The following is an 18,849-nucleotide window of genomic DNA, read 5'->3' on the forward strand; positions in this document are numbered from 1 at the left end:
GGCTCCGGCGGCCCGGTCACCGATGGCCATGACACAGCTGATCTCGGCGGCGATAGCCCTTTCAAGCGCCTGCACGGGCGGGTCCGGCGGGGCGGCCGCCCGTGCGGTGGCGGCGTAAGTCCCTGCAGCGCTGACCACCAGCCCCGCCACCCTGGCCTGGACCCCGGCGGCCCCGGCAAGGATGTCCAGGCACCCGTCGGCCAGCCCGGCCAGCGGATCAGCAGCGGAAAACGGCTCCGAACCGCACCCGTCCGCCTCGGCAATGAGCACGGCAAGAGCGGCATTCATGTCCGCAAACGCCTTCGCCACCGCCGCTTTCCCCATACCAAAATCATCGCGGGAGGGTACGACATTTAACCGCGGGCCTCGACCTGAGGACGGGAGCCCAGGGGCAAATGTCGTACCCTCCCGCGAACGGTTAGCCGCGGAGGCGCTCCATGCCCGGGTCGAAGAGCGGTTCGGGGGTGACGGTGGCTGCGATGCGCTTGCCGAAGTACTCAATCTCCACCGAGTCGCCCTCGGATACCGACGCCGGCAGCCAAGCGTAGGCGATCGGCCTGCGGACGGTGTAGCCGTAGGCGGCGCTCGTGACGTAACCAACCGCAGCACCGTCCGCGTACACCGGTTCCTTGCCCAGCACGATGGACGTGCCGTCGTCGACCGTCAGGCAGCGCAGCGCCCGCGTGGCGGGCTGCTCTTTGCGGGCGGCGAGAGCCTCACAACCCACGAAACCGGTCTTGTCCTTGGCCACCGAGAAGCCCAGGCCGGACTCGTAGGGGTGGTGTTCGGACGTCATGTCCGTGCCCCACAGCCGGTACCCCTTCTCCAGCCGCATGCTGTTGAACGCCCCCCGGCCGGCGGCGATGATGCCGTGCTCCCGGCCCGCCTCGAACAGCAGGTCCCAGAGCTTCAGCCCGTACTCGGCGGTGGTGTAGAGTTCCCAGCCGAGTTCGCCCACGTAGGAGAGCCGCATGGCTGTCACCGGGATGCCGCCCACGGAGATTTCCTTGGTGCGGAAGTACTTCAGGCCGTCGTTGGTGAGGTCATCCGAGCTGACCTTGCCGATCACTTCGCGCGCCAGCGGGCCCCACAGCCCGATGCAGCAGGTGCTGCCGGTGATGTCGGAGACATGCACCCACTGGCTTGGATCGGCAGCGGACTGCTTCCGGGCCTCCACCCGGAGGTAGTCGAAGTCCACGTTGCTGTTCACGCCCAGCTGGAAATCCTCCTCCGCCAGCCGCGCGACGGTCACGTCACTGCGGATGCCGCCGTCGTGCTCCAGCAGCAGGCAGTACGTGACTGCGCCCAGTTTTTTGGCAATGTTGCCGGTGCTGAGCCGGTGCAGCAGCGCCTGCGCGCCCGGGCCCACCACGGACAGCCGCTTCAGCGGCGTCATGTCGAAAAGCGCGACGGCGGTACGCGTCTTCCACGCCTCGGCCGCCGAGATGGGGGACGAGAACATGGCGGACCAGGAGTCCCGCTCCGGCGCCTGCCACTCGGCCGGCAGCTCCTCGAGCAGGCCGCGGTTGGCCTCGAACCAGTGCGGCCGCTCCCAGCCGGCGGACTCCAGGAAGAACGCTCCCAGTTCCTTCTGGCGGACGTTGAACGGGCTCACGCGCAGGTCCCGCGGAGATTCCCTGGGCTGCAGCGGGTGCATCACGTCGTAGATCTCCACGAAGTTCTGCTGGGATGTCTCGCTGACGTACGCATCGGAGGTCTGGACCTTTTCGAAGCGGGTGAGCTCGCAGCCGTGCAGGTCCGTGCGGGACCGGCCTTCCACCAGCAGCTCCGCCATTGCCTTGGCCACGCCGGCCGAGTGCGTGACCCAGACGGCTTCGGCCACGAAGAAGCCGGAGAGCTCGGGCGCCTCGCCCATGAGCGGGCCGCCGTCCGGGGTGAAGGAGAAGATGCCGTTGAAGCCGTCCTGGATCGCTGAGCTGCGCAGCGCCGGCAGCAGGTCCTGGCTGTCCTCCCAGGCGGGCAGGAAGTCTTCCAGGGTGAACTCCAGGCGGGAGGGCATGCGGTGGTCCGACATTTCCTCTGCGGCGACCTTCGGCAGGGCGGACATGTCCACCGGCATGGGGCGGTGGGCGTAGCTGCCGATGCCGATGCGATCGCCCCATTCCCGGTAGTACAGGTCCTTGTCCTGGTAGCGCAGGATGGGCTTGCCGGCGCCCTTGGGAAGCTCGTTGACGCCCTCGAGTTCGGGCAGCGGGGTGCTGATGGCGTACTGGTGGGCCAGCGGCAGCAGCGGGACTTCCAGGCCCACCATCTTGCCGAGTTCACGGCCCCAGAAACCTGCGCAGGACACCACGATGTCCGCCGGGATCAGTCCGTTGCCGGTTTCGACGCCGGTCACCTTGCCGCCCTCCCGGGCGATGCCGGTCACCGTAGTGGAGCCGAGGAAGGTCACGCCACGCTCGCTGGAGCGTTCGATCAGCAGCTGCACCGCACGGGCGGCCAGTGCCAGGCCGTCGGTGGGGATGAGCAGGCCGCCCAGGACTTCGCGGCCGCCGGTGAGCTTGCCCGTGTTCAGGAGGGGGTAGATCTTTTCGCATTCGTCGGCGTCGACGATCCTGCTTTCGACGCCCCAGGAGGTCATCACGCCCATCTTGCGCTTGAGGTCGGCCAGGCGCTCGGGGGTGGTTGCCAGTTCCAGGCCGCCCACCTGGTTGAAGCAGGACTGGCCGTCCTTGCTCAGGGCCAGCAGCTTGTTCACCGTGTAGGTGGCGAATTCGGTCATGGTCCGTGACGGGTTGTTCTGGAACACCAGGCCCGGCGCGTGCGACGTGGAGCCGCCGGCAAGTTCCAGCGGGCCCTGTTCCACCACCGTGATGTTGGTCCAGCCGCGGGTGGCGAGTTCGTCGGCAAGGTTGGTTCCGACAATGCCGGCGCCGATGATGACAACGCGTGGTGATGCGCTCATGGGTCTTGTTTCTCCTGTTAGCTTGGCGGGCGTTGGCGTTAGCGGAAGACGACGGTGCGGGTGTTGTTGAGCAGGACCCGGTGCTGGCAGTGCCATTTGACGGCCCGGGCCAGCGCCTGTGTTTCGGCGTCGCGGCCCACGGTCACCAGGGCGTCCGCGTCGAGGCTGTGGTCCACCCGGAACACCTCCTGCTCGATGATGGGTCCCTCATCAAGGTCTGCCGTCACGTAGTGGGCGGTGGCTCCGACGAGCTTCACGCCGCGGTCATAGGCCTGGTGGTACGGCTTGGCGCCCTTGAAGCCGGGCAGGAAGGAGTGGTGGATGTTGATGGCGCGGCCACGGAGGCTTTCGCACAGATCGTTGGAAAGGACCTGCATGTAGCGGGCCAGGACCACCAGGTCCGCGTTGTACTCGGCCACCAGTTCCAGGAGCCGGGCCTCGGCCTCGGGTTTGGTGGCCGACGTCACCGGGACGTGGATGAAGGGCAGTCCGGCGGCTTCCGCCATGGGACGCAGGTCCTCGTGGTTGGAAACCACGACGGCGATCTCCGCGCCAAGGCTCCCGGCCTGCCACCGGAAGATGAGGTCGTTAAGGCAGTGGCCGAACTTCGAGACCATCACCAGGAGCCGCTGCGGCCTGCCGTCGTTGATGGTGAAGTCCATGGCGAACTCAGCGGCGATGGGCGCAAAGGCCGAGCTGAGGCCTTCCACGTCCTGGTGGTTGAGCCCGTTCTCCTGGTGGATGTCGGAGCCAAGGGTGAAGGCCGTGCGGAGGTAGAGCTTGCCGCTGACGTGGTCGTCGAACTGCTGGTGCTCCACGATGTCGAAGCCGCGGTCCGCCAGGAAGGCCGTGACTGCCCGGACGATGCCGGGCTGCTCCGGGCAGGACAGGGTAAGGACGAACTGGGCCTGGCGCGTGGTGGGGCCCGCCGTGGCTGCGGCGGCTGCGGCGGTGCTGCTGGCAGGGGCGCCGACAGCGGCGGTGCCTGACGGGATGTTCTCGATAACGATGGTCATGGTGTGCTCCTAAAGTGTGGGTGCCGGTTTGATGGCGTCAGCGGGTTCACCGTTGGTGGAGCCCGCTTTCGGGGAATCGCTGCTGGCTGCATCACTGCCTGGACTGTCTCCCCGGCACGTGCCGTCCGGGCAGCGTTCGCCGCATTCATGCTTGGTGACGAGGTCGAACTGGACGCCGCCATGCTGGTCAACGCCCGTACGGATGGCGCGCTCAACTACGGAGTCAGCCAGCCGCCGCCGCAGGGACAGCGGGTCCCGCCGCAGGTCCTTGACCAGGGCCACACAGAGCAGCAGCATGACCAGCACGAACGGCAGGGCGGCCACGATGGTGATGCGTTGCAGGCCGGACAGCGCCTCGGAGGGCTCATCACCACCGGCCAGCATCATCACGGCGGCGACTGCGCCGGTGAGCAGGCCCCAGAAGATGACGAGCCCGCGCTTCGGGTCGGAGGATCCGTTGGAGCTCAGGGACGCCATGATGATCGACGCCGAGTCGGCACCGGTGATGAAGAAGATGGCCACCAGGACCATGGCGAGGACAATAACGGCTGTGGTCAGCCAGGCAGGCATGGACATGTTCCGGACCAGGTCGAACAGGGCTCCGTCGAAGTCGATGGACGGTGAACCGCTGGCCATGGACACCAGGCCCGGGGTGCCGGCCTTGTCCGCGTCTTCCTGGACCTTGAACGCCGTGCCGCCAAAGATCCCGAACCAGATGACGCTCACGATGCTGGGAACCAGCAGGACGCCGGTGACGAACTGCCGGATGGTGCGTCCTCGGCTGATCCTGGCGATGAACATGCCCACGAACGGCGTCCAGGAAACCCACCAGGCCCAGTAGAAGATGGTCCAGCCGGACATCCAGGTGCGCAGCGCCTCGTCCCCCACTGCTTCGGTCCGCGAGGACATTTCGGCCAGGTCCCTGGCGTAGTCGCCTACTGCAGCCGGAATGAGGTTGAGGATGAACAGGGTGGGTCCGGCCACGAAGACGATCAGCGCCAGGATCACGGCGAGGACCATGTTGATGTTGGACAGCCACTGGATGCCGCGGCTGATGCCGGACACTGCCGAGGCGACGAAGCAGGCGGTCAGGATGGCAACGATGGCCACCAGTACAGGTGTGCCGATCTCGCCGATCCACCCGTTGGATGTCAGTCCGCTGCCGATCTGGAGTGCGCCGAGGCCCAGGGACGCGGCCGTGCCAAACAGCGTGGCAAAGATCGCCAGGATGTTGATGAACTTGCCCACCGGGCCTTCTACCGTCCTGATGCCGAACAGCGACGTGAACGCTGCCGAGATCAGCTGCCGGCGGCCCAGGCGGTATGTGCCGTAGGCCATGGCGATGCCAACGACGGCATACATCGCCCACGGGTGGAGCGTCCAGTGGAAGATGGAGGTGGCCATGGCCGTCTGGATGGCTGCGGGGGTCCGTCCGTCCACGGTGCCGGGCGGCGGCGCAATGTAGTGGTAGAGCGGTTCGGCAACGCCGTAGAACATCAGGCCGATGCCCATACCGGCAGCGAACATCATGGCGATCCATGAAACGGTGCGGAACTCGGGCTTTTCGCCGTCCTTGCCGAGGGGAATATTGCCCCACTTGCCCAGGGCCAGCCAGAGGACGAACACAACGAACAACGAGGCCAGGACCATAAAGAGCCAGCCGGTGTACTCCATGACCCAGCCCAGGGCGAGTGTTGAGGTGGCGGCCAGGCTGTCCCGGCCCAGGAAGCCCCAGGCCACAAAGGCCAGGGCGAGGACACCGGTGATGCCGAAGGTGGCCTTGTCGAGGGTGAGCTTACGGTTCCGCCGTTCTGCCACAGCCTGTTCGGCCCTGGTCTGGCGGAGTTCCTGCATGATTTGTTCGGTGTCCTCCGCGTCGTGTGAGTCGTGGGCGGAAGGAGCGTGCTCCGGTGCGGGAACGGGTTTGGGCTCTTCCATCTCGAGAGGGGGTTGGGCATCCGGGCGGATGTCGCTGCTCAAAGCCATGTCAAGTCCTTTGGTTTGAATTCTCGGTTTTGACGCTGTACTCCGGCGTCCCCAAGCCGGGCGGAAGATCGGGGTCTTCCTGGCATTCGGTCATCAAGGTCAGCTTTGCTTCCATCGCGGCAGTTGTTCCGTAAAGATCAACACGTCTCGCGATAAGCAACAGAGTGGCCTGCATAGCGGCCGCGTGTCAAGGTTTTTCTGAAGTCTTAAGCCCTATTTCAGGGGTTCCGGCCACGCCTTGACAGCGGGCCGGAACAGGGGGTCAGGCATCGATCACCAGGTCCGTCTGCGCGGTGGAGCAGCAGGGCAGGAACTTACCCGCAGAGATTTCCCGCGCCCGGATCCCGCCCTGGTGGTTCATCTCGATCTCCCCTGAAAGCTTGACGACCTTGCAGGAGCCGCACATGCCTTCCTTGCAGTTCGCGCCGATCCTGACGCCCGCACGCTGGGCCACCTCGAGGATGCGCTCGGTGGGGTCGATCCGCACATTGATGCCGGTACGCATGAAGGACATGGTGAGGCTGCCTGTTCCCACCGTGTCGAAGCTCGAGGCATCAGGGGAACCGGCTTCCGGCTCACCGCCCGGGCTGTCGGCGGAGGGGTCGGAGCCGGGCGTGTCCAGGTCGGCGATTTCCAGCGGCATGCCGGAGGCCTGCAGAGTCCCGTCAGCGTCGTAGCCAGGCTCGTAGAGCCCGAACGCGGCGGGCTGGCTTTCAAAGTAGTCCTCGGCGGATTCGGAGATCTCCTCGGCGATTTCCTCCGCGACGTCGGCTGCAAGTGCTACCTCCGCCTGGTATTCAAGGAGCGTCTGGCGGTCTCCCGAGAAGAACTCCATGTAAATGGAAGTGTCGTCGACGCCGACCTTCTTGAGCAGCTCGGTGGCCGTGTTCAGGTAACCCTCGGGACCACATGCGTACACCTGGCGGCCGTTGGCGTCGGGGGCCACCTCCTCGAGCGTGGCCGCCGTCAGCCTTCCACGGAGCCCTTCCCATCCCTCCGGCACGCTGCGGTCACCGAGGGAGTAGTAGACCTTGACGCGCGAGTCCACGGAGGCGATATAGGCCAATTCCCGGTGGAAGGCAAAGCCTCCAGGATCCGAGCCGTGGTAGAGCACCACAACATCGGCGTGTCCGGGCAGGGAATGGATGGTCCGCACCATGGACATGATGGGCGTGATGCCTGCGCCGGCGGCAAGCAGGAGATACCGTGCACGTCGGTCGGCATCCGGGAGGTGGAATGCTCCCACCGGTCCCAGCATCTCAAGAACGGTGCCGGGTTTGACGTTCTCGTGCACCCAGGGCGAGACCAGTCCCGTGGGGTCGCACTTGACGGTGATGCTGAAGGTCCACGGCTCGGTGGGCGAGCTGGACAGCGAGTAGCTGCGGTCCACCGGCTCCTGGTCCTCGCCATTCACGGGAAATGCGACGTTCACGTACTGGCCGGCACGGAACGCCAAAGGCGCGCCGTCGCATCGGCGGAACACGAAGGTCATCATGGCGCCGGCCTCGGGAACGGTCTCGACGCATTCGGCCATGAACTCCTGCGGATGCCATGGACCCAGTGCACGGGCTGCCCGGGCGGGTGTTTCGGTGTTTCCCATCACCCTGTTCCACGGCATCTCAAGACCGCGAATACGCTGTGGTTCCTGGATTGCCGTTTCAGTGAGGAGTTCAATCACGCCAAGTGCTCCTGCACGCGCTGCACGTACCAGTTGATGAATGCCTCGACCTGGTATTCGCTCTTCATGTAGGGCCCGGGCTCGTAGGCGGGACTGCCGGCGCCCTGCTGGCACAGCTCCACGAACGCCTTGTCCTGCAGGTTCGTCTGCTTCCAGGTGTGGGTGAGCTTCTCCAGGTCGTAGTCGACGCCTTCCACTGCGTCGTCGGCCACCAGCCAGGTGGTGCGTACGAGGCTCTGGTGTTCGTTGATGGGGAAGACAGCGAACGTGATGACGTGGTCGCCGAGGAAATGGAACCAGCTGTTGGGCTGCAGGTGCATCGAGCAGCGGCCAAGGCGGAAGTCGGGCAAGTCACCCAGCAGCTTCTTGGAAAGCCTCCGACCGTCCGCGGAGAACGATTCGCCCTCTCCATCGAGCGATTCCCGTGAGATGCGGATTCCCGCGATGCGCGTGTCAAGCTGCTCGACCACCTCGTAGGGAAGGCCGTAGCGGCGGCAACGCTCCTCAAGGGAGGACTGGGCCTCCTTGTTCCGGTCCCACACTTCCTCAAGATGGGGCGGGATCAGGCCTTCCGTCAGGCCCCAGGTGGGGAAGAGGGAGCAGGCGAGCTCAGGGTGGCCGTCGCAGTGGTAGCACTCACGGTTGTTCTCCATGACGAGCTTCCAGTTGCCCTCTTCAATGATGTTCTGCTGGTAGGCGATTTTTGTCTTCGAGAGATCGTGGGGCGCCAGGTAGGGCTCAAAGATCTTTGAGGTCTCGTCAAAGTCCGCCGGCGGTTCATCCGCAATGCAGACGAAAATGAGTCCGGCGACCTCGCGTCCGTGGGCGCGCTTGAGGCCGAAGCAGCTCTTGTCGAACTTCGTTTCCCCCGGGGCGGAGGCATGGATCAAATTGCCCTCCGGCGAGTAGGTCCAGGAGTGGTAGCCGCAGACCAGGTTTCCGGTTGAACCGGCAGCCTCGGTGAGAACGCGGGCGCCGCGGTGCCGGCATACGTTATGCAGGACGTTCACGGCACCGTCGTCGTTGCGCAGCACAATCAGGGAGTAGGGCCCATAGTCGACCGTGACGTAGTCGCCCGGCTCCGGCAGTTCGGCGGTGCTGGCGGCAAAGATCCAGTGCTGGCCGAAGATGGCCTCCATGTCGATTTTGAAGATCGAGGGATCGGTGTAGAAGGGGGCATCGAGGGAGTATCCAGTGCGCCGGAACTCAAACAACGCGGTAATTTCCGCCAGCTGCTCGGCAGGCAATGATGCAGCGAGTCTTCCGCGTGAATTGAGGGGCACGTTCACTGAAGCAGTCATGGGTTTCCTCCCGGGAGGCATGGGTAGTGGGTGTTGCGGGGTGACCACGGGTGCGCGGGTGCTAACGGCCTGGTCGAAGAACTTGTAATGATGAGATTAGGGACACATCAGCTGCAACAAAAGCGCAAGATTTTGAAGATAACCATGCAGAATAGATGCATGATCGATCCGAGGCTCATCACACTTCGCGTGTTCGCCCGGTGCGGCACAATAGGCGGGACCGCGGAGCTCACGGGCTATTCTCCATCTGCCGTCTCCGCGCAATTGCGGGAACTGCAGCGCGTGCTGGGAATGCAGCTGCTGGCGAAGGACGGCCGGGGCGTGCGGCTTACCGCCACGGGACGCTTTCTCGTGGCGGGCTCGGATCCCCTCATTGCCCAATGGGAGAGCCTGCGCGCCGCAGCCATGGAGGCCGGCGACCAGGTGCAGAGCCACTTTGGCCTCGGCGGATTCTCCTCTGCAGCCGCCCAGTTGCTCGCACCGCTGGCCGCCACGCTGCGCTCAACACACCCCCTGCTGGAGGTGCAGGTCCTTGAGGCTGATCCGGCCCGCTGCTTCGACTTGTTGATTGCGGAACGAATCGACCTTGCAGTTATCGTCGCCATGCAGTCCGACAGTTACGGTGAGGACGATCCGCGCTTCGAGCAGAGAGTCCTGCTCGACGATCCGCTGGACGTGATCATTCCCGGTGACCATCCGCTGGCATCACGCCAAACAGCGACGCTTGAAGAGCTGGCATCGGAACCCTGGATCACGGAGTCCGCCGGTTCCACCTATCATTCCCTCTTCACCGCGGCGTTCACGGCAGTCGGGGTGACACCGCGGATTGCCCATGAAGCCGTTGAATGGGAAACCCACATCGCATTCGTGGGTGCGGGGCTGGGCGTCGGCCTGCTGCCCCGGCTGGCGCCTTTGCATGGTGCCGAAAACGTGGTCCGGCTACGCATCACCGGTCAAACGAAGCCCACGCGCCGCATTGTCGCAGCGGTGCGCAGGGGCAGCATCGCCTCACCCCTGATCCAGGAGTCGCTCGGCATCCTGCAGGTCAACGCCAATCGGATCCTCACCGCCCGGCCCGAAGAGAATCTCTGAGCGCTGCGAAAGCACAGCCGCCGGTTGGCCCCACGGTTCCGCGTTCGTTTCCCGGTTAACCCGCGATCGTCGCCAGGACTGCCCCGGCACTCACTACGCCGCCTGCTTTCGCCCGGATCTCCGTGACGGTGCCGCCGCGGTGGGCGGCAACCTGGGTTTCCATCTTCATGGCCTCAAGGACGACGACGGGGTCCCCCGCCGCCACTTCGGCACCCGGTTCCACGAGCCACTTCACCACGGTCCCCGCCATGTCGGCCCGCAGCTCACTGGGGTCCACAATGGGAGCCGCGGCGCCGCCGTCGCGCTCCCCCTCCGAAGAATGCCCGGCCGGCGAAACGCCTGCAGGCAGGCCGGCGCCGGAACGTGCCCAGCCGTCCAGCAGGGCCGCGGGAAGGCCGACGGCGAGGCGCCGGCCGTCGACATCGACGGTGATGGTGCGCCGGGCACCGTCCGGAGCGGTTGTGCTGAACCCGGGATCCGCCGGGATGGATCCCGCGAAGTCCGTTTCGATCCACCGGGTGTGGATGCGAAGCGCGGTTTCCGAGGTGAAGTCCGGCGCCTGGACGACGGCCCGGTGGAACGGCAGCACGGTTGCCACGCCGGTGATTTCCATTTCCGCCAGCGCACGGCGGGCCCGGCGGAGCGCCTGCTGCCTGTCGGCGCCGGTGACGATCAGCTTGGCCAGCAGCGAATCGAACTGCGGCGCAACGATGGACCCGGCCCGGACTCCCGAATCCAGCCGGATGCCTGGACCCGTTGGGCCGCTGAACGTGGCGATGGTTCCGGGCGAGGGCAGGAACCCCCGCCCCACATCCTCGGCGTTGAGCCGGAATTCGAACGAATGCCCGCGGGGTTCGGGATCGGCCGCGAGGCGCAGGGGCTCACCGGCAGCGATCCGCAACTGCTCCTGGACCAGGTCGACCCCGGTGGTCTCCTCGGTGATGGGGTGTTCCACCTGCAGGCGCGTGTTCACCTCGAGGAACGCCACCGTGCCGTCGGCGGCCACCAGGAATTCCACCGTCCCCGCCCCCGTATAGGCGGCTTCGCGGCAGACTGCCTTGGCGGCGGCGTAAATCTGGCGGGTCTGCTGTTCGGTGAGGAAGGGCGCGGGCGCCTCCTCCACCAGCTTCTGGTGCCGGCGCTGGAGGGAGCAGTCGCGCGTTCCCACCACCACCACGTTGCCGTGCCGGTCCGCCAGGACCTGCGCTTCCACGTGCCGGGGCCGGTCCAGGTACCGCTCCACGAAGCACTCGCCGCGGCCGAAGGCCACCACCGCTTCCCGGACCGCCGAGTCGAAGGCTTCCTCGATCTGGTCCATTTCACGGACCACTTTGAGCCCGCGTCCGCCGCCGCCGAAGGCTGCCTTGATGGCGATGGGCAGGCCGTGTTCTTCCGCGAAGGCACGTGCCTCGCCGGCCGAGGCCACCGGCCCGTCGCTGCCGGCCACCAGGGGCGCGCCTGCCCGGACGGCGATTTCGCGGGCCGTGATCTTGTTGCCCAGCAGCCTTATGGCCTCCGGTGCCGGCCCGATCCAGGTCAGGCCGGCGTCCAGCACGGCCTGGCCGAAGTCGGCGTTCTCTGACAGGAACCCGTATCCCGGGTGCACCGCGTCCGCTCCGGACTCCTTGGCGACAGCAAGCAGCTTGGGGATATCCAGGTAGGTTTCCGACGGCGCGTTGCCGCCCAGGCTGTAGGCCTCCGTGGCGGCGCCGACGTGCATGGCGTCCGCGTCGACGTCCGCGTACACGGCGACGGACTCCAGGCCGGCGTCCTCGCAGGCGCGGGCGATGCGGACGGCGATTTCTCCGCGGTTGGCAATCAGGACCTTGCGCATGTGCTGCTCACTTTTTCTGGGAAACGTTGAGGGAAGTGCTGGACGGTTCAAGGGGCAGGCCGTAGCCGGGGGCCCAACGGAACCTGATGCGGCCGCCAATGGGCACCTGGGCGGCGAGGTCCAGCTGGTGGTCCACCACCACGCCAATCACGGGGTAGCCGCCCGTGATGGGGTGGTCCGCCAGGAACAACACGGGCTGCCCTTCCGGCGGGACCTGGATGGCGCCGGCAACGGTCCCCTCGCTGGCCAGTTCCCCGTCCCGGCTCCGTTGGAGCGGCTCACCGTCCAGGCGCATGCCCACCCGGTTGGAGCGCGGCGTGACGCTCCAGTCCTGGGTGCAGAGCGATTCCAGTGCGGCGGCGCCGAACCAGTCATCCCGAGGACCGGGCACGACGTCCAGGACAGTCACCCCGGTGTCCGGGAAGTCCGGCTGCACCTCAGGATTTCCCACCACGTTGGAGGACGTGGCGGCTCCGGCGGCAAGCAATTGCCCCGGGGCCAGCGGCGCAGGCCCGATCCCGGACATGGTGTCCGTGGACCGGCTGCCGAGCACGGCTTCGGCGTCCAGGCCGCCCCGGATGGCAAGGTAGGTGCGGAAGCCCCGTTCCGGCGCGCCAAGGGTCAGGGTTTCGCCGTCCAGCAGGGCGAATGCCGTGGCCATGGGCACCTCGCGCACCCGCTCCGGCAGGCCGGCGTCGTCCGCATCCGCAGCTTCGGGGCCGGCGGGAACGTCCGACGGCGTGGCAACAGTCAGTGCCGCCGGCGCGCCGGTGACAGCCAGCACCTGGTCTCCCACGGCCTGCACGCGCAGGCCGCCGGCAACGGTTTCGACGACGGCGGCAGCTGGCTCGTTGCCCACGATGCGGTTGGCGCGGCGCAGGGAGGAACGGTCCAGCGCACCGGCTGCGGAAACACCGAGGCCGCCGTAGCCGGGCCGGCCAAGGTCCTGGACCAGGCTTTGGAGCCCGGGCGACAGGATCCGCAGTCCGGAACGGCCGGCCTGTTCCCGGGCTGCCGGTGCTTCGGAATTCGCGGCATCAGCCTCCGGGGCGGAAAGTTCCACGAGTTCCCGCACCGCCCGGAACTGCACCCGGTCCCCGGGGGCAGCCAAGGCGGGCTGCTCGCGGGCCAGGTCCCACATCCGGGCGGCGGTGCGGCCGATCAGCTGCCAGCCGCCCGGGGACTGCCGGGGGTAGACGGCGGAATAGTTGCCTGCAAGGGCCACGGATCCGGCCGGGACGGCAGTCCGCGGGGAGCTCCGGCGCGGGACTTCCAGCAGCTGGTTCTCCCCCACCATGTATCCAAAGCCCGGGGCAAAGCCGCCGAAGGCCACGGTCCAGACCTGCCCCGTGTGGGCCGCCACCACTCCCTCGGCACCGAGGCCGGTGAGCCTGCCCACGTCAGCGAGGTCCTCGCCGTCATACACGGCCTCGATGACCACGAGCCTGCCTTCCGGCTGCGCGTGCACCGCCAGGTCCAGCTCCAGCAGCCGGGCCGCCATCCGCCGTGCGGCCCGGGGCGAATCCGCCTTGACCATCACGGTTTCGGCGGCCGCGAGGACCTCCACCTGGCCGGGCAGCGGATGCTCCAGCAGGAGGGCCTGCAGCGCCAGCACGTCGTGGAGCCCGGAGAGTTCGGCGAGCACCGCCGTCGTGCCTACCGGCCGTACGGCCAAAACACGGGCGGCGAGGACGCGCGCAGTGGCGGGGTTGGTGACTGTTTCCATGGCAATCCGCGCCGGTCAGGCGTGGCTCTCCTGGGCGTGGCCGTCGTGGAGCAGGCGGAGGTCGGCCTCGGGCTGCGGGTCGCGGCCCAGGCGCATGCCCACAATGGTGATGATGGCCGTCAGGAGGATGTACCCGGCGATCAGGTGCCAGCCGCCGGATGCTGCGCCGTACAGGGCGGTGAAGATCAGCGGGGCCACGGCGCCGCCGATGACGCCGGCCAGGGTGTAGGCCAGCGAGCTGCCGGCGTAGCGGAGGCGGGCCGGAAACTGTTCGGTGATGAAGGCGGCCTGCGGGCCGTACATAAAGGCGTGCAGGGCCAGGCCGATCACCACGCCGATGGTCAGCATCACCACCGATTTGCCCTGGATCATCAGGAAGAACAGCGGAATGTAGGCGGCGGTTGCGGCGGCGGCAACGCCGTACACCCAGCGGCGGTTGAGGCGGTCGGTGAGGGCGCCGGCGGCCGGGATCAGGAAGAGCTGGAAAGCGGATCCGACGAGGATTGCCGCCAGCACGTTGCCCGTGGTCATGCCCAGTTCCTTGGTGGCGTAGACGGCCACGAACACGGTGAACAGAGCGTAGAGGACGTCGGGGCAGAGGCGCGAGAGGGCGGCCGAGACCAGGGCCCGGGGTTCGGTGGTGAAGACTTCCTTGATGGGCGCCTTGGGGCGGTCGCCTTTGGCCTGGATGGCCTTGAAGACCGGGGTTTCCTCCAGCTTGAGGCGGATCACGAGGCCGAAGACCACCAGGATGGCCGAGGCGAGGAAGGCTACGCGCCAGCCCCAGGAGAGGAAGGCCTCGGTGCTGAGCGTGGCCGCCAGGATCGCCAGGGCGCCGTTGGCCATCAGGTTGCCGGCCGGCGGGCCGATCTGCGCAGCCGAGGACCAGAAACCGCGCTTGTTGGGATCGCCGAATTCGCTGGACAGCAGGACCGCACCGCCCCATTCACCGCCGACGCCGATGCCCTGGGCCAGGCGCAGGAGCACCAGGATGGTGGGGGCTGCGACGCCGATGACCGAGTAGTCGGGCAGGGCACCGATGAGGACGGTGGCGACGCCGATCAGCACCAGGGTGAACACGAGGACGTACTTGCGGCCGATCTTGTCGCCGAGGCGGCCGAAGATCACGCCGCCGATGGGACGGGCCAGGTACCCCACCGCGAAGGCCGAGAAGGAGAGCAGCAGCCCGACGAACTCGTCATTTGAGGGAAAGAAGATCTTGGGGAACACCAGCGCAGAGGCGACGGAGTAGATGGCAAAGTCGTAGTACTCAAGCGAGGTGCCGGTGAGGCTGGCAATGTAGGCCTTGAGCGCGCCGGGCGGCGGCTTCCTTGCCGCGGTCCTTGCTGCCTTGTTGGTGCTGGTCATGTTTTTCCTCCGGGGGTGAGGGGATGGTGCGGGGCCGGTGAGCGGCCGGGAACAGGTTTAGAGGAACGAGCCGATGCTGACACCGGCGTCCCCGAGAGCGGACTTCACTGCAGCGGCCATGGCTACGGCCCCCGGCGAGTCACCGTGCACGCAGATGCTTTCCGCGCGGATCTTCAGGATGGAACCGTCGATGGTCCTGACGGACCCCTCGGTGGCCATCCGTAATACATGCTCCGCCACTTCGGCGGGGTCGGAAAGGACCGCTTCCGGTTCAGACCGGGAGACGAGCGTTCCGTCCGGGTTGTACGCGCGGTCCGCGAACGCTTCGGGAACCGCACGCAGGCCCACTTCCCCTGCAAGCCGCAGGACTTCGGAACCGGGAAGGCCCATGATCGGCAGGCCCGGGTCAACCGATTTCACGGCGTCGACGACGGCCTGCGCCTGGGCGGTGTGGTGGATGATCGCGTTGTAAAGGCCGCCGTGCGGCTTCACGTAACGGACCTTTGCTCCCTCGGTGGCGGCCAGCGCCTGCAGGGCACCGATCTGGTACACCACGTCATCGGCCAGTTCATTGGGTTGGATGTCGAGGAAGCGGCGGCCGAAACCGGCGAGGTCCCGGTAGCCGACGTGTGCACCGACGGCAACGCCGGCGGCCGTGGCCTCGCGGCAGGTGCGGCGGATCACGCTGGGATCGCCGGCGTGGAATCCGCAGGCCACGTTGGCGCTGGTGACGGAACGGAACATGGCGGCATCGTCGCCAAGCGTCCAGTGTCCGAACGATTCGCCAACGTCGCTGTTCAGGTCGATGCTTGCCACTTGTGATCTCCATCTCATTGAGCGGTCTTTACTAGGATGCCCTAAATCTACGGATTGTTCAACAATCCTTCGATTCCACGATGTGACGATCGTGTAAATTCTGAAGTATGCCCGCTCAAGAGACCACACTCCGCTCCGCAGGCCGCCTCCGGGTGGCCGTCCCCTCCGTGGCGGAACGGGTGGCTGACGAACTCCGCCTGCAGCTGGCGGAGGGGGCCCTGCTTCCCGGGGCACGCCTTACCGAATCCACCATCGCGGAGGACCTGGGCGTCTCACGCAACACGGTGCGGGAGGCCTTCGCGGAACTGGCCAGCGAGCGGCTGGTGGTCCGGCACCCCAACCGGGGCGTTTTTGTGGCCAGCCTCGAGGCAGCGGATGTCCATGACGTCTACACGGTCCGCCGCGCCATCGAAGTCAGCGCCCTGCGCGCGGGCGGGAGTCCGGAAGACGTCGCCGCCGTCCGGGCCGCCGTCGAGGAAGGAAAACGCGCCGCAGCGGCTGGAGACAATGAAGCCCTGGGTACCGCAAACCAGCATTTCCACGGCGCCATTGTTGCCATGGCCAGGAGCCCCCGGCTGAACAGCATCATGAGCCAGGTCCTGGCGGAAATGCGGCTGTTCTTCCACAAAGCCACAGTGGACGCGCAGTTCTACCAGCACTATTTGGCGGACAACGAGGCCATCTGCGCGGCGCTGGAGTCCGGCGAACTGGACCGCGCCGCGGATCTCCTGCTGGCGTACCTGGACCGCTCCGAGGACAACCTCAGCAACGTGCACGGGGACAACCCGGAGTGAATCAAGCCGCCGCAGCGGCGCCCAGTCACCGGCGCCCGGTGTAACCCATCCTGGCGCTGACCTGGAGCCCGCCCTGCTTCAGTGCTTCGATAAGCCCCGGGGCCGTTTCCGGATCAAAGCGGAACGCCGGCCCGGAAATGCTGATGGCCCCGATCACGGCGCCCAGGTGGTTGTAGACCGGAACGGCAACGGCAGTCAGCCCGATCTCGAACTCCTCCCGCACCACGCCGTAGCCCTCGCGGGCGACGTCGATCAGCTGGGTTTCGAGTTCCTTCCGGTTGGTGATGGTCCGGGGCGTCCGCGCCGGGAGTCCCGTCTCCTTCAGGATGCGGTCCCGGTCTTCCGCCGGCAGCGCGGCCAGCAGCACCTTGCCGCTCGAGGTGGCGTGCAGCGGTGTCAGGTTTCCCACCCAGTCGTAGGTGGCCAGGGTTGACGGGCCCATCGCCTGGTCCACGTTGACGGCATAGTTGGAGCGGAGGACGGCCAGGTTCACCGTCTCCTTGAATTCCTCCGCCAGGGCCTCGAGGACGGGCCGGGCCTCGCGGACCAGGCTGAGCCGCCCCGGAATGGAGCTGGCCAGCCGCAGGATGCCGAAGCCCAGCTGGTACTTTCCCCGCTCGCTGTTCTGGTGGACCATTTCCCGGCTCACCAGCGAACCCAGGAGCCGCGAGACGGTTGACTTGTGGATGCCCATTTCCTCGGCGATGTCGCTCACCCCGGCGTGGCCGTCCCGCGCCAGGATCTCCAGGACGGCGAGGGCACGGTCCACGGACTGGACGCCGCCGTGCTGGCCCGCCTCGGTATCGGCGTCGGGTTCGCGATCGTTGTTGGAAGCCATGACTAATACTCTCAAGTAGCCTGCGCAGCGGGAAATCACCGCACCGGACTCCCGCACGAGGACCCGGTGCACGGCAGCCAGCGAACTGGAGGTCAGCGCAGGCCGTTGCTGTGCGCGAGCGCCATGGCTTCGGTGCGGGAGGAGGCGCCGATCTTCCGGTAGAGGTTGCGGAGGTGGAACTTCACGGTGTTCTCGCTGATGTGGAGCTTTGCGGCAATGCCCCGGTTCCGCTGGCCCACCGCCAGGAGCTGGAGGACCTCCAGCTCACGGTCCCCCAGGTTCCAGCCGGCAATGTCGGCCGGCGGGCGGCTGGGCGGGTCGAGCGGTAGGGTGACGGCCACGTCGGCGCCCCAGCCCGGCATGACGTCCACACCCATGCTGCCGTTGAGCGCCTCCACGCGCTGGACGAGGCGTGCCACGGCGGGTTCGGTGGCGGAAAGTTCGCCGGGACCGTCGTCGCGCACGTTGACCAGCAGGTTCACGCCGTCGCAATCCCACTGGGTGCGGATCCGGCGCACTCCCTGCTGGTCCACCATGGCCAGCACCAGGCCGCGGACGATCGCCCTGGCGGCGTGCGCCACCTCGCCGGGAAGTGCCCGGCCGTTAACGGGCGGCTCGATGAACTGGACGTCGATGCCGCTGAAGTTCATCAGCGGGCGCAGGTCCTCGCGCAGGCGCTGGAATGCGGAGGCAACGGGCTCCTCCACGAGGTCCGTGGTGCGGTCGCTGAGCGTACGGAGTCCCACCAGGGCCTTGGCCGCGACGTCGGTTGCCGCCGTCCTGGCGGCGGCGTCGGCCAGCGCCGGCGACCTCAGCGCGGCGAGCAGCGTTTCCAGGGTGGTGGAATGCCGGTCCACCAGTTCGGCGGTCACACGCAGGCGCTCGGCCGAGGCCGCGCGGGACTCGATGAGGTACGACGGCGGCGCATCAGCCACCTTCTCGCGGATCCGCTCGGCTGCCATCGTCCAGAGGTAGTGCAGGACCCACTGCGGGTCCGGCCCGGTCCCGGAGGCCTGGCCGGGCTGCGGGTCGGAGAGGACCAGCAGTGCATTGCTGGGCGAGGAAACCGCGAGGACCGGGCGCAGTTCGCCGCCGAACACGGCTTCACCGCGCCAGGCGGCGCCGTCCGCCCCGTAACCGTCACCGGCGAGCAGGGTGCGGAGGGCGTCCAGTTCCGCGATGGACACGCGGCTGATGATGGCCTCGGCACCGGCCTTCTTCTGCGGCCGGCCGGTGCAGTCTTCCGTGAAAATCACCAGGGCGCTTGATTCCCAGTAGGGGCTGAGGGCCGCCCGCAGCCGGTGGGCGATGTCCATAAGGGGAGCCGCGGCCAGGGCGGCGGCGGCTTCAAGCAAGGCAGTGTTGTTGGCGCGTTCCACCTGCCCAGTGTACGGGCCGGGCGCAGGAGACCCACCCCTTTGGGTAGCCGGGACCGTCCAATCATGGCGTTGGACCCACCCAACGGACGGGCGAG

The 18,849-nt window shown here is 67.1% G+C and carries 13 protein-coding genes and 1 pseudogene; 2 read left to right on the forward strand and 12 right to left on the reverse strand.

Annotated features, from left to right (window positions below):
• The 6 genes and pseudogenes from ACQ3DC_RS12465 to ACQ3DC_RS12490 form a co-directional block, all read right to left on the reverse strand.
• A pseudogene (locus ACQ3DC_RS12465) lies at positions 1-324 on the reverse strand (HNH endonuclease signature motif containing protein); the annotation flags it as partial.
• Positions 325-418: 94 nt separating this feature from the next.
• Complete coding sequence (locus ACQ3DC_RS12470; RefSeq protein WP_430752367.1) at positions 419-2,926, reverse strand: GcvT family protein; 2,508 nt, start codon at positions 2,924-2,926, stop codon at positions 419-421.
• Positions 2,927-2,964: 38 nt separating this feature from the next.
• Positions 2,965-3,942: a formyltetrahydrofolate deformylase gene (purU, locus tag ACQ3DC_RS12475; RefSeq protein ID WP_157239856.1), complete on the reverse strand. Its 978-nt coding sequence runs from the start codon at positions 3,940-3,942 to the stop codon at positions 2,965-2,967.
• 9 nt (positions 3,943-3,951) lie between these two features.
• Entirely contained in the window at positions 3,952-5,928 is a 1,977-nt protein-coding gene (locus ACQ3DC_RS12480; protein WP_321215011.1) for a BCCT family transporter, read from the reverse strand.
• A 262-nt stretch (positions 5,929-6,190) separates the two neighbouring features.
• Positions 6,191-7,606: a ferredoxin reductase gene (locus ACQ3DC_RS12485; protein ID WP_430752368.1), complete on the reverse strand. Its 1,416-nt coding sequence runs from the start codon at positions 7,604-7,606 to the stop codon at positions 6,191-6,193.
• Positions 7,603-8,907, reverse strand: a complete 1,305-nt coding sequence (locus ACQ3DC_RS12490) for an aromatic ring-hydroxylating oxygenase subunit alpha (protein ID WP_157239860.1) — start codon at positions 8,905-8,907, stop codon at positions 7,603-7,605. The genes ACQ3DC_RS12485 and ACQ3DC_RS12490 overlap by 4 nt, the downstream gene beginning before the upstream one ends.
• A gap of 159 nt (positions 8,908-9,066) precedes the next feature.
• Here ACQ3DC_RS12490 and ACQ3DC_RS12495 point away from each other — a divergent pair, with 159 nt between their 5' ends.
• On the forward strand, positions 9,067-9,999 hold the full coding sequence (locus ACQ3DC_RS12495) for a LysR family transcriptional regulator (protein ID WP_157239862.1): 933 nt from the start codon (positions 9,067-9,069) through the stop codon (positions 9,997-9,999).
• Between the two features lie 55 nt (positions 10,000-10,054).
• Here the strand turns inward: ACQ3DC_RS12495 and ACQ3DC_RS12500 are convergent, their stop codons facing one another.
• Genes ACQ3DC_RS12500 through ACQ3DC_RS12515 form a run of 4 tightly spaced genes read right to left on the reverse strand, consistent with a single transcriptional unit; the run spans position 10,055 to position 15,743 of the window.
• The gene (locus ACQ3DC_RS12500; RefSeq protein WP_430752369.1) at positions 10,055-11,833 is read right to left on the reverse strand and encodes a biotin carboxylase N-terminal domain-containing protein; all 1,779 of its coding nucleotides are present in this window, start codon (positions 11,831-11,833) and stop codon (positions 10,055-10,057) included.
• A gap of 7 nt (positions 11,834-11,840) precedes the next feature.
• Positions 11,841-13,559, reverse strand: coding sequence for a 5-oxoprolinase/urea amidolyase family protein (locus ACQ3DC_RS12505; RefSeq protein WP_430752370.1), 1,719 nt, complete (start codon positions 13,557-13,559; stop codon positions 11,841-11,843).
• Positions 13,560-13,574: 15 nt separating this feature from the next.
• The gene (locus tag ACQ3DC_RS12510; RefSeq protein WP_157239868.1) at positions 13,575-14,927 is read right to left on the reverse strand and encodes an MFS transporter; all 1,353 of its coding nucleotides are present in this window, start codon (positions 14,925-14,927) and stop codon (positions 13,575-13,577) included.
• A gap of 57 nt (positions 14,928-14,984) precedes the next feature.
• Complete coding sequence (locus ACQ3DC_RS12515; RefSeq protein WP_430752371.1) at positions 14,985-15,743, reverse strand: LamB/YcsF family protein; 759 nt, start codon at positions 15,741-15,743, stop codon at positions 14,985-14,987.
• 107 nt (positions 15,744-15,850) lie between these two features.
• Here ACQ3DC_RS12515 and ACQ3DC_RS12520 point away from each other — a divergent pair, with 107 nt between their 5' ends.
• Positions 15,851-16,537 carry a GntR family transcriptional regulator gene (locus tag ACQ3DC_RS12520; RefSeq protein ID WP_104996383.1) on the forward strand — a complete coding sequence of 229 codons (687 nt, stop codon included), beginning with the start codon at positions 15,851-15,853 and terminating at the stop codon, positions 16,535-16,537.
• Positions 16,538-16,562: 25 nt separating this feature from the next.
• Here the strand turns inward: ACQ3DC_RS12520 and ACQ3DC_RS12525 are convergent, their stop codons facing one another.
• Entirely contained in the window at positions 16,563-17,375 is an 813-nt protein-coding gene (locus tag ACQ3DC_RS12525) for an IclR family transcriptional regulator (protein ID WP_157239871.1), read from the reverse strand.
• Between the two features lie 92 nt (positions 17,376-17,467).
• On the reverse strand, positions 17,468-18,691 hold the full coding sequence (locus ACQ3DC_RS12530; protein ID WP_321216323.1) for a helix-turn-helix transcriptional regulator: 1,224 nt from the start codon (positions 18,689-18,691) through the stop codon (positions 17,468-17,470).
• Positions 18,692-18,849: the final 158 nt, after the last annotated feature.

Source organism: Paenarthrobacter sp. NEAU-H11, from assembly GCF_050573415.1.
Classification (GTDB): domain Bacteria; phylum Actinomycetota; class Actinomycetes; order Actinomycetales; family Micrococcaceae; genus Arthrobacter.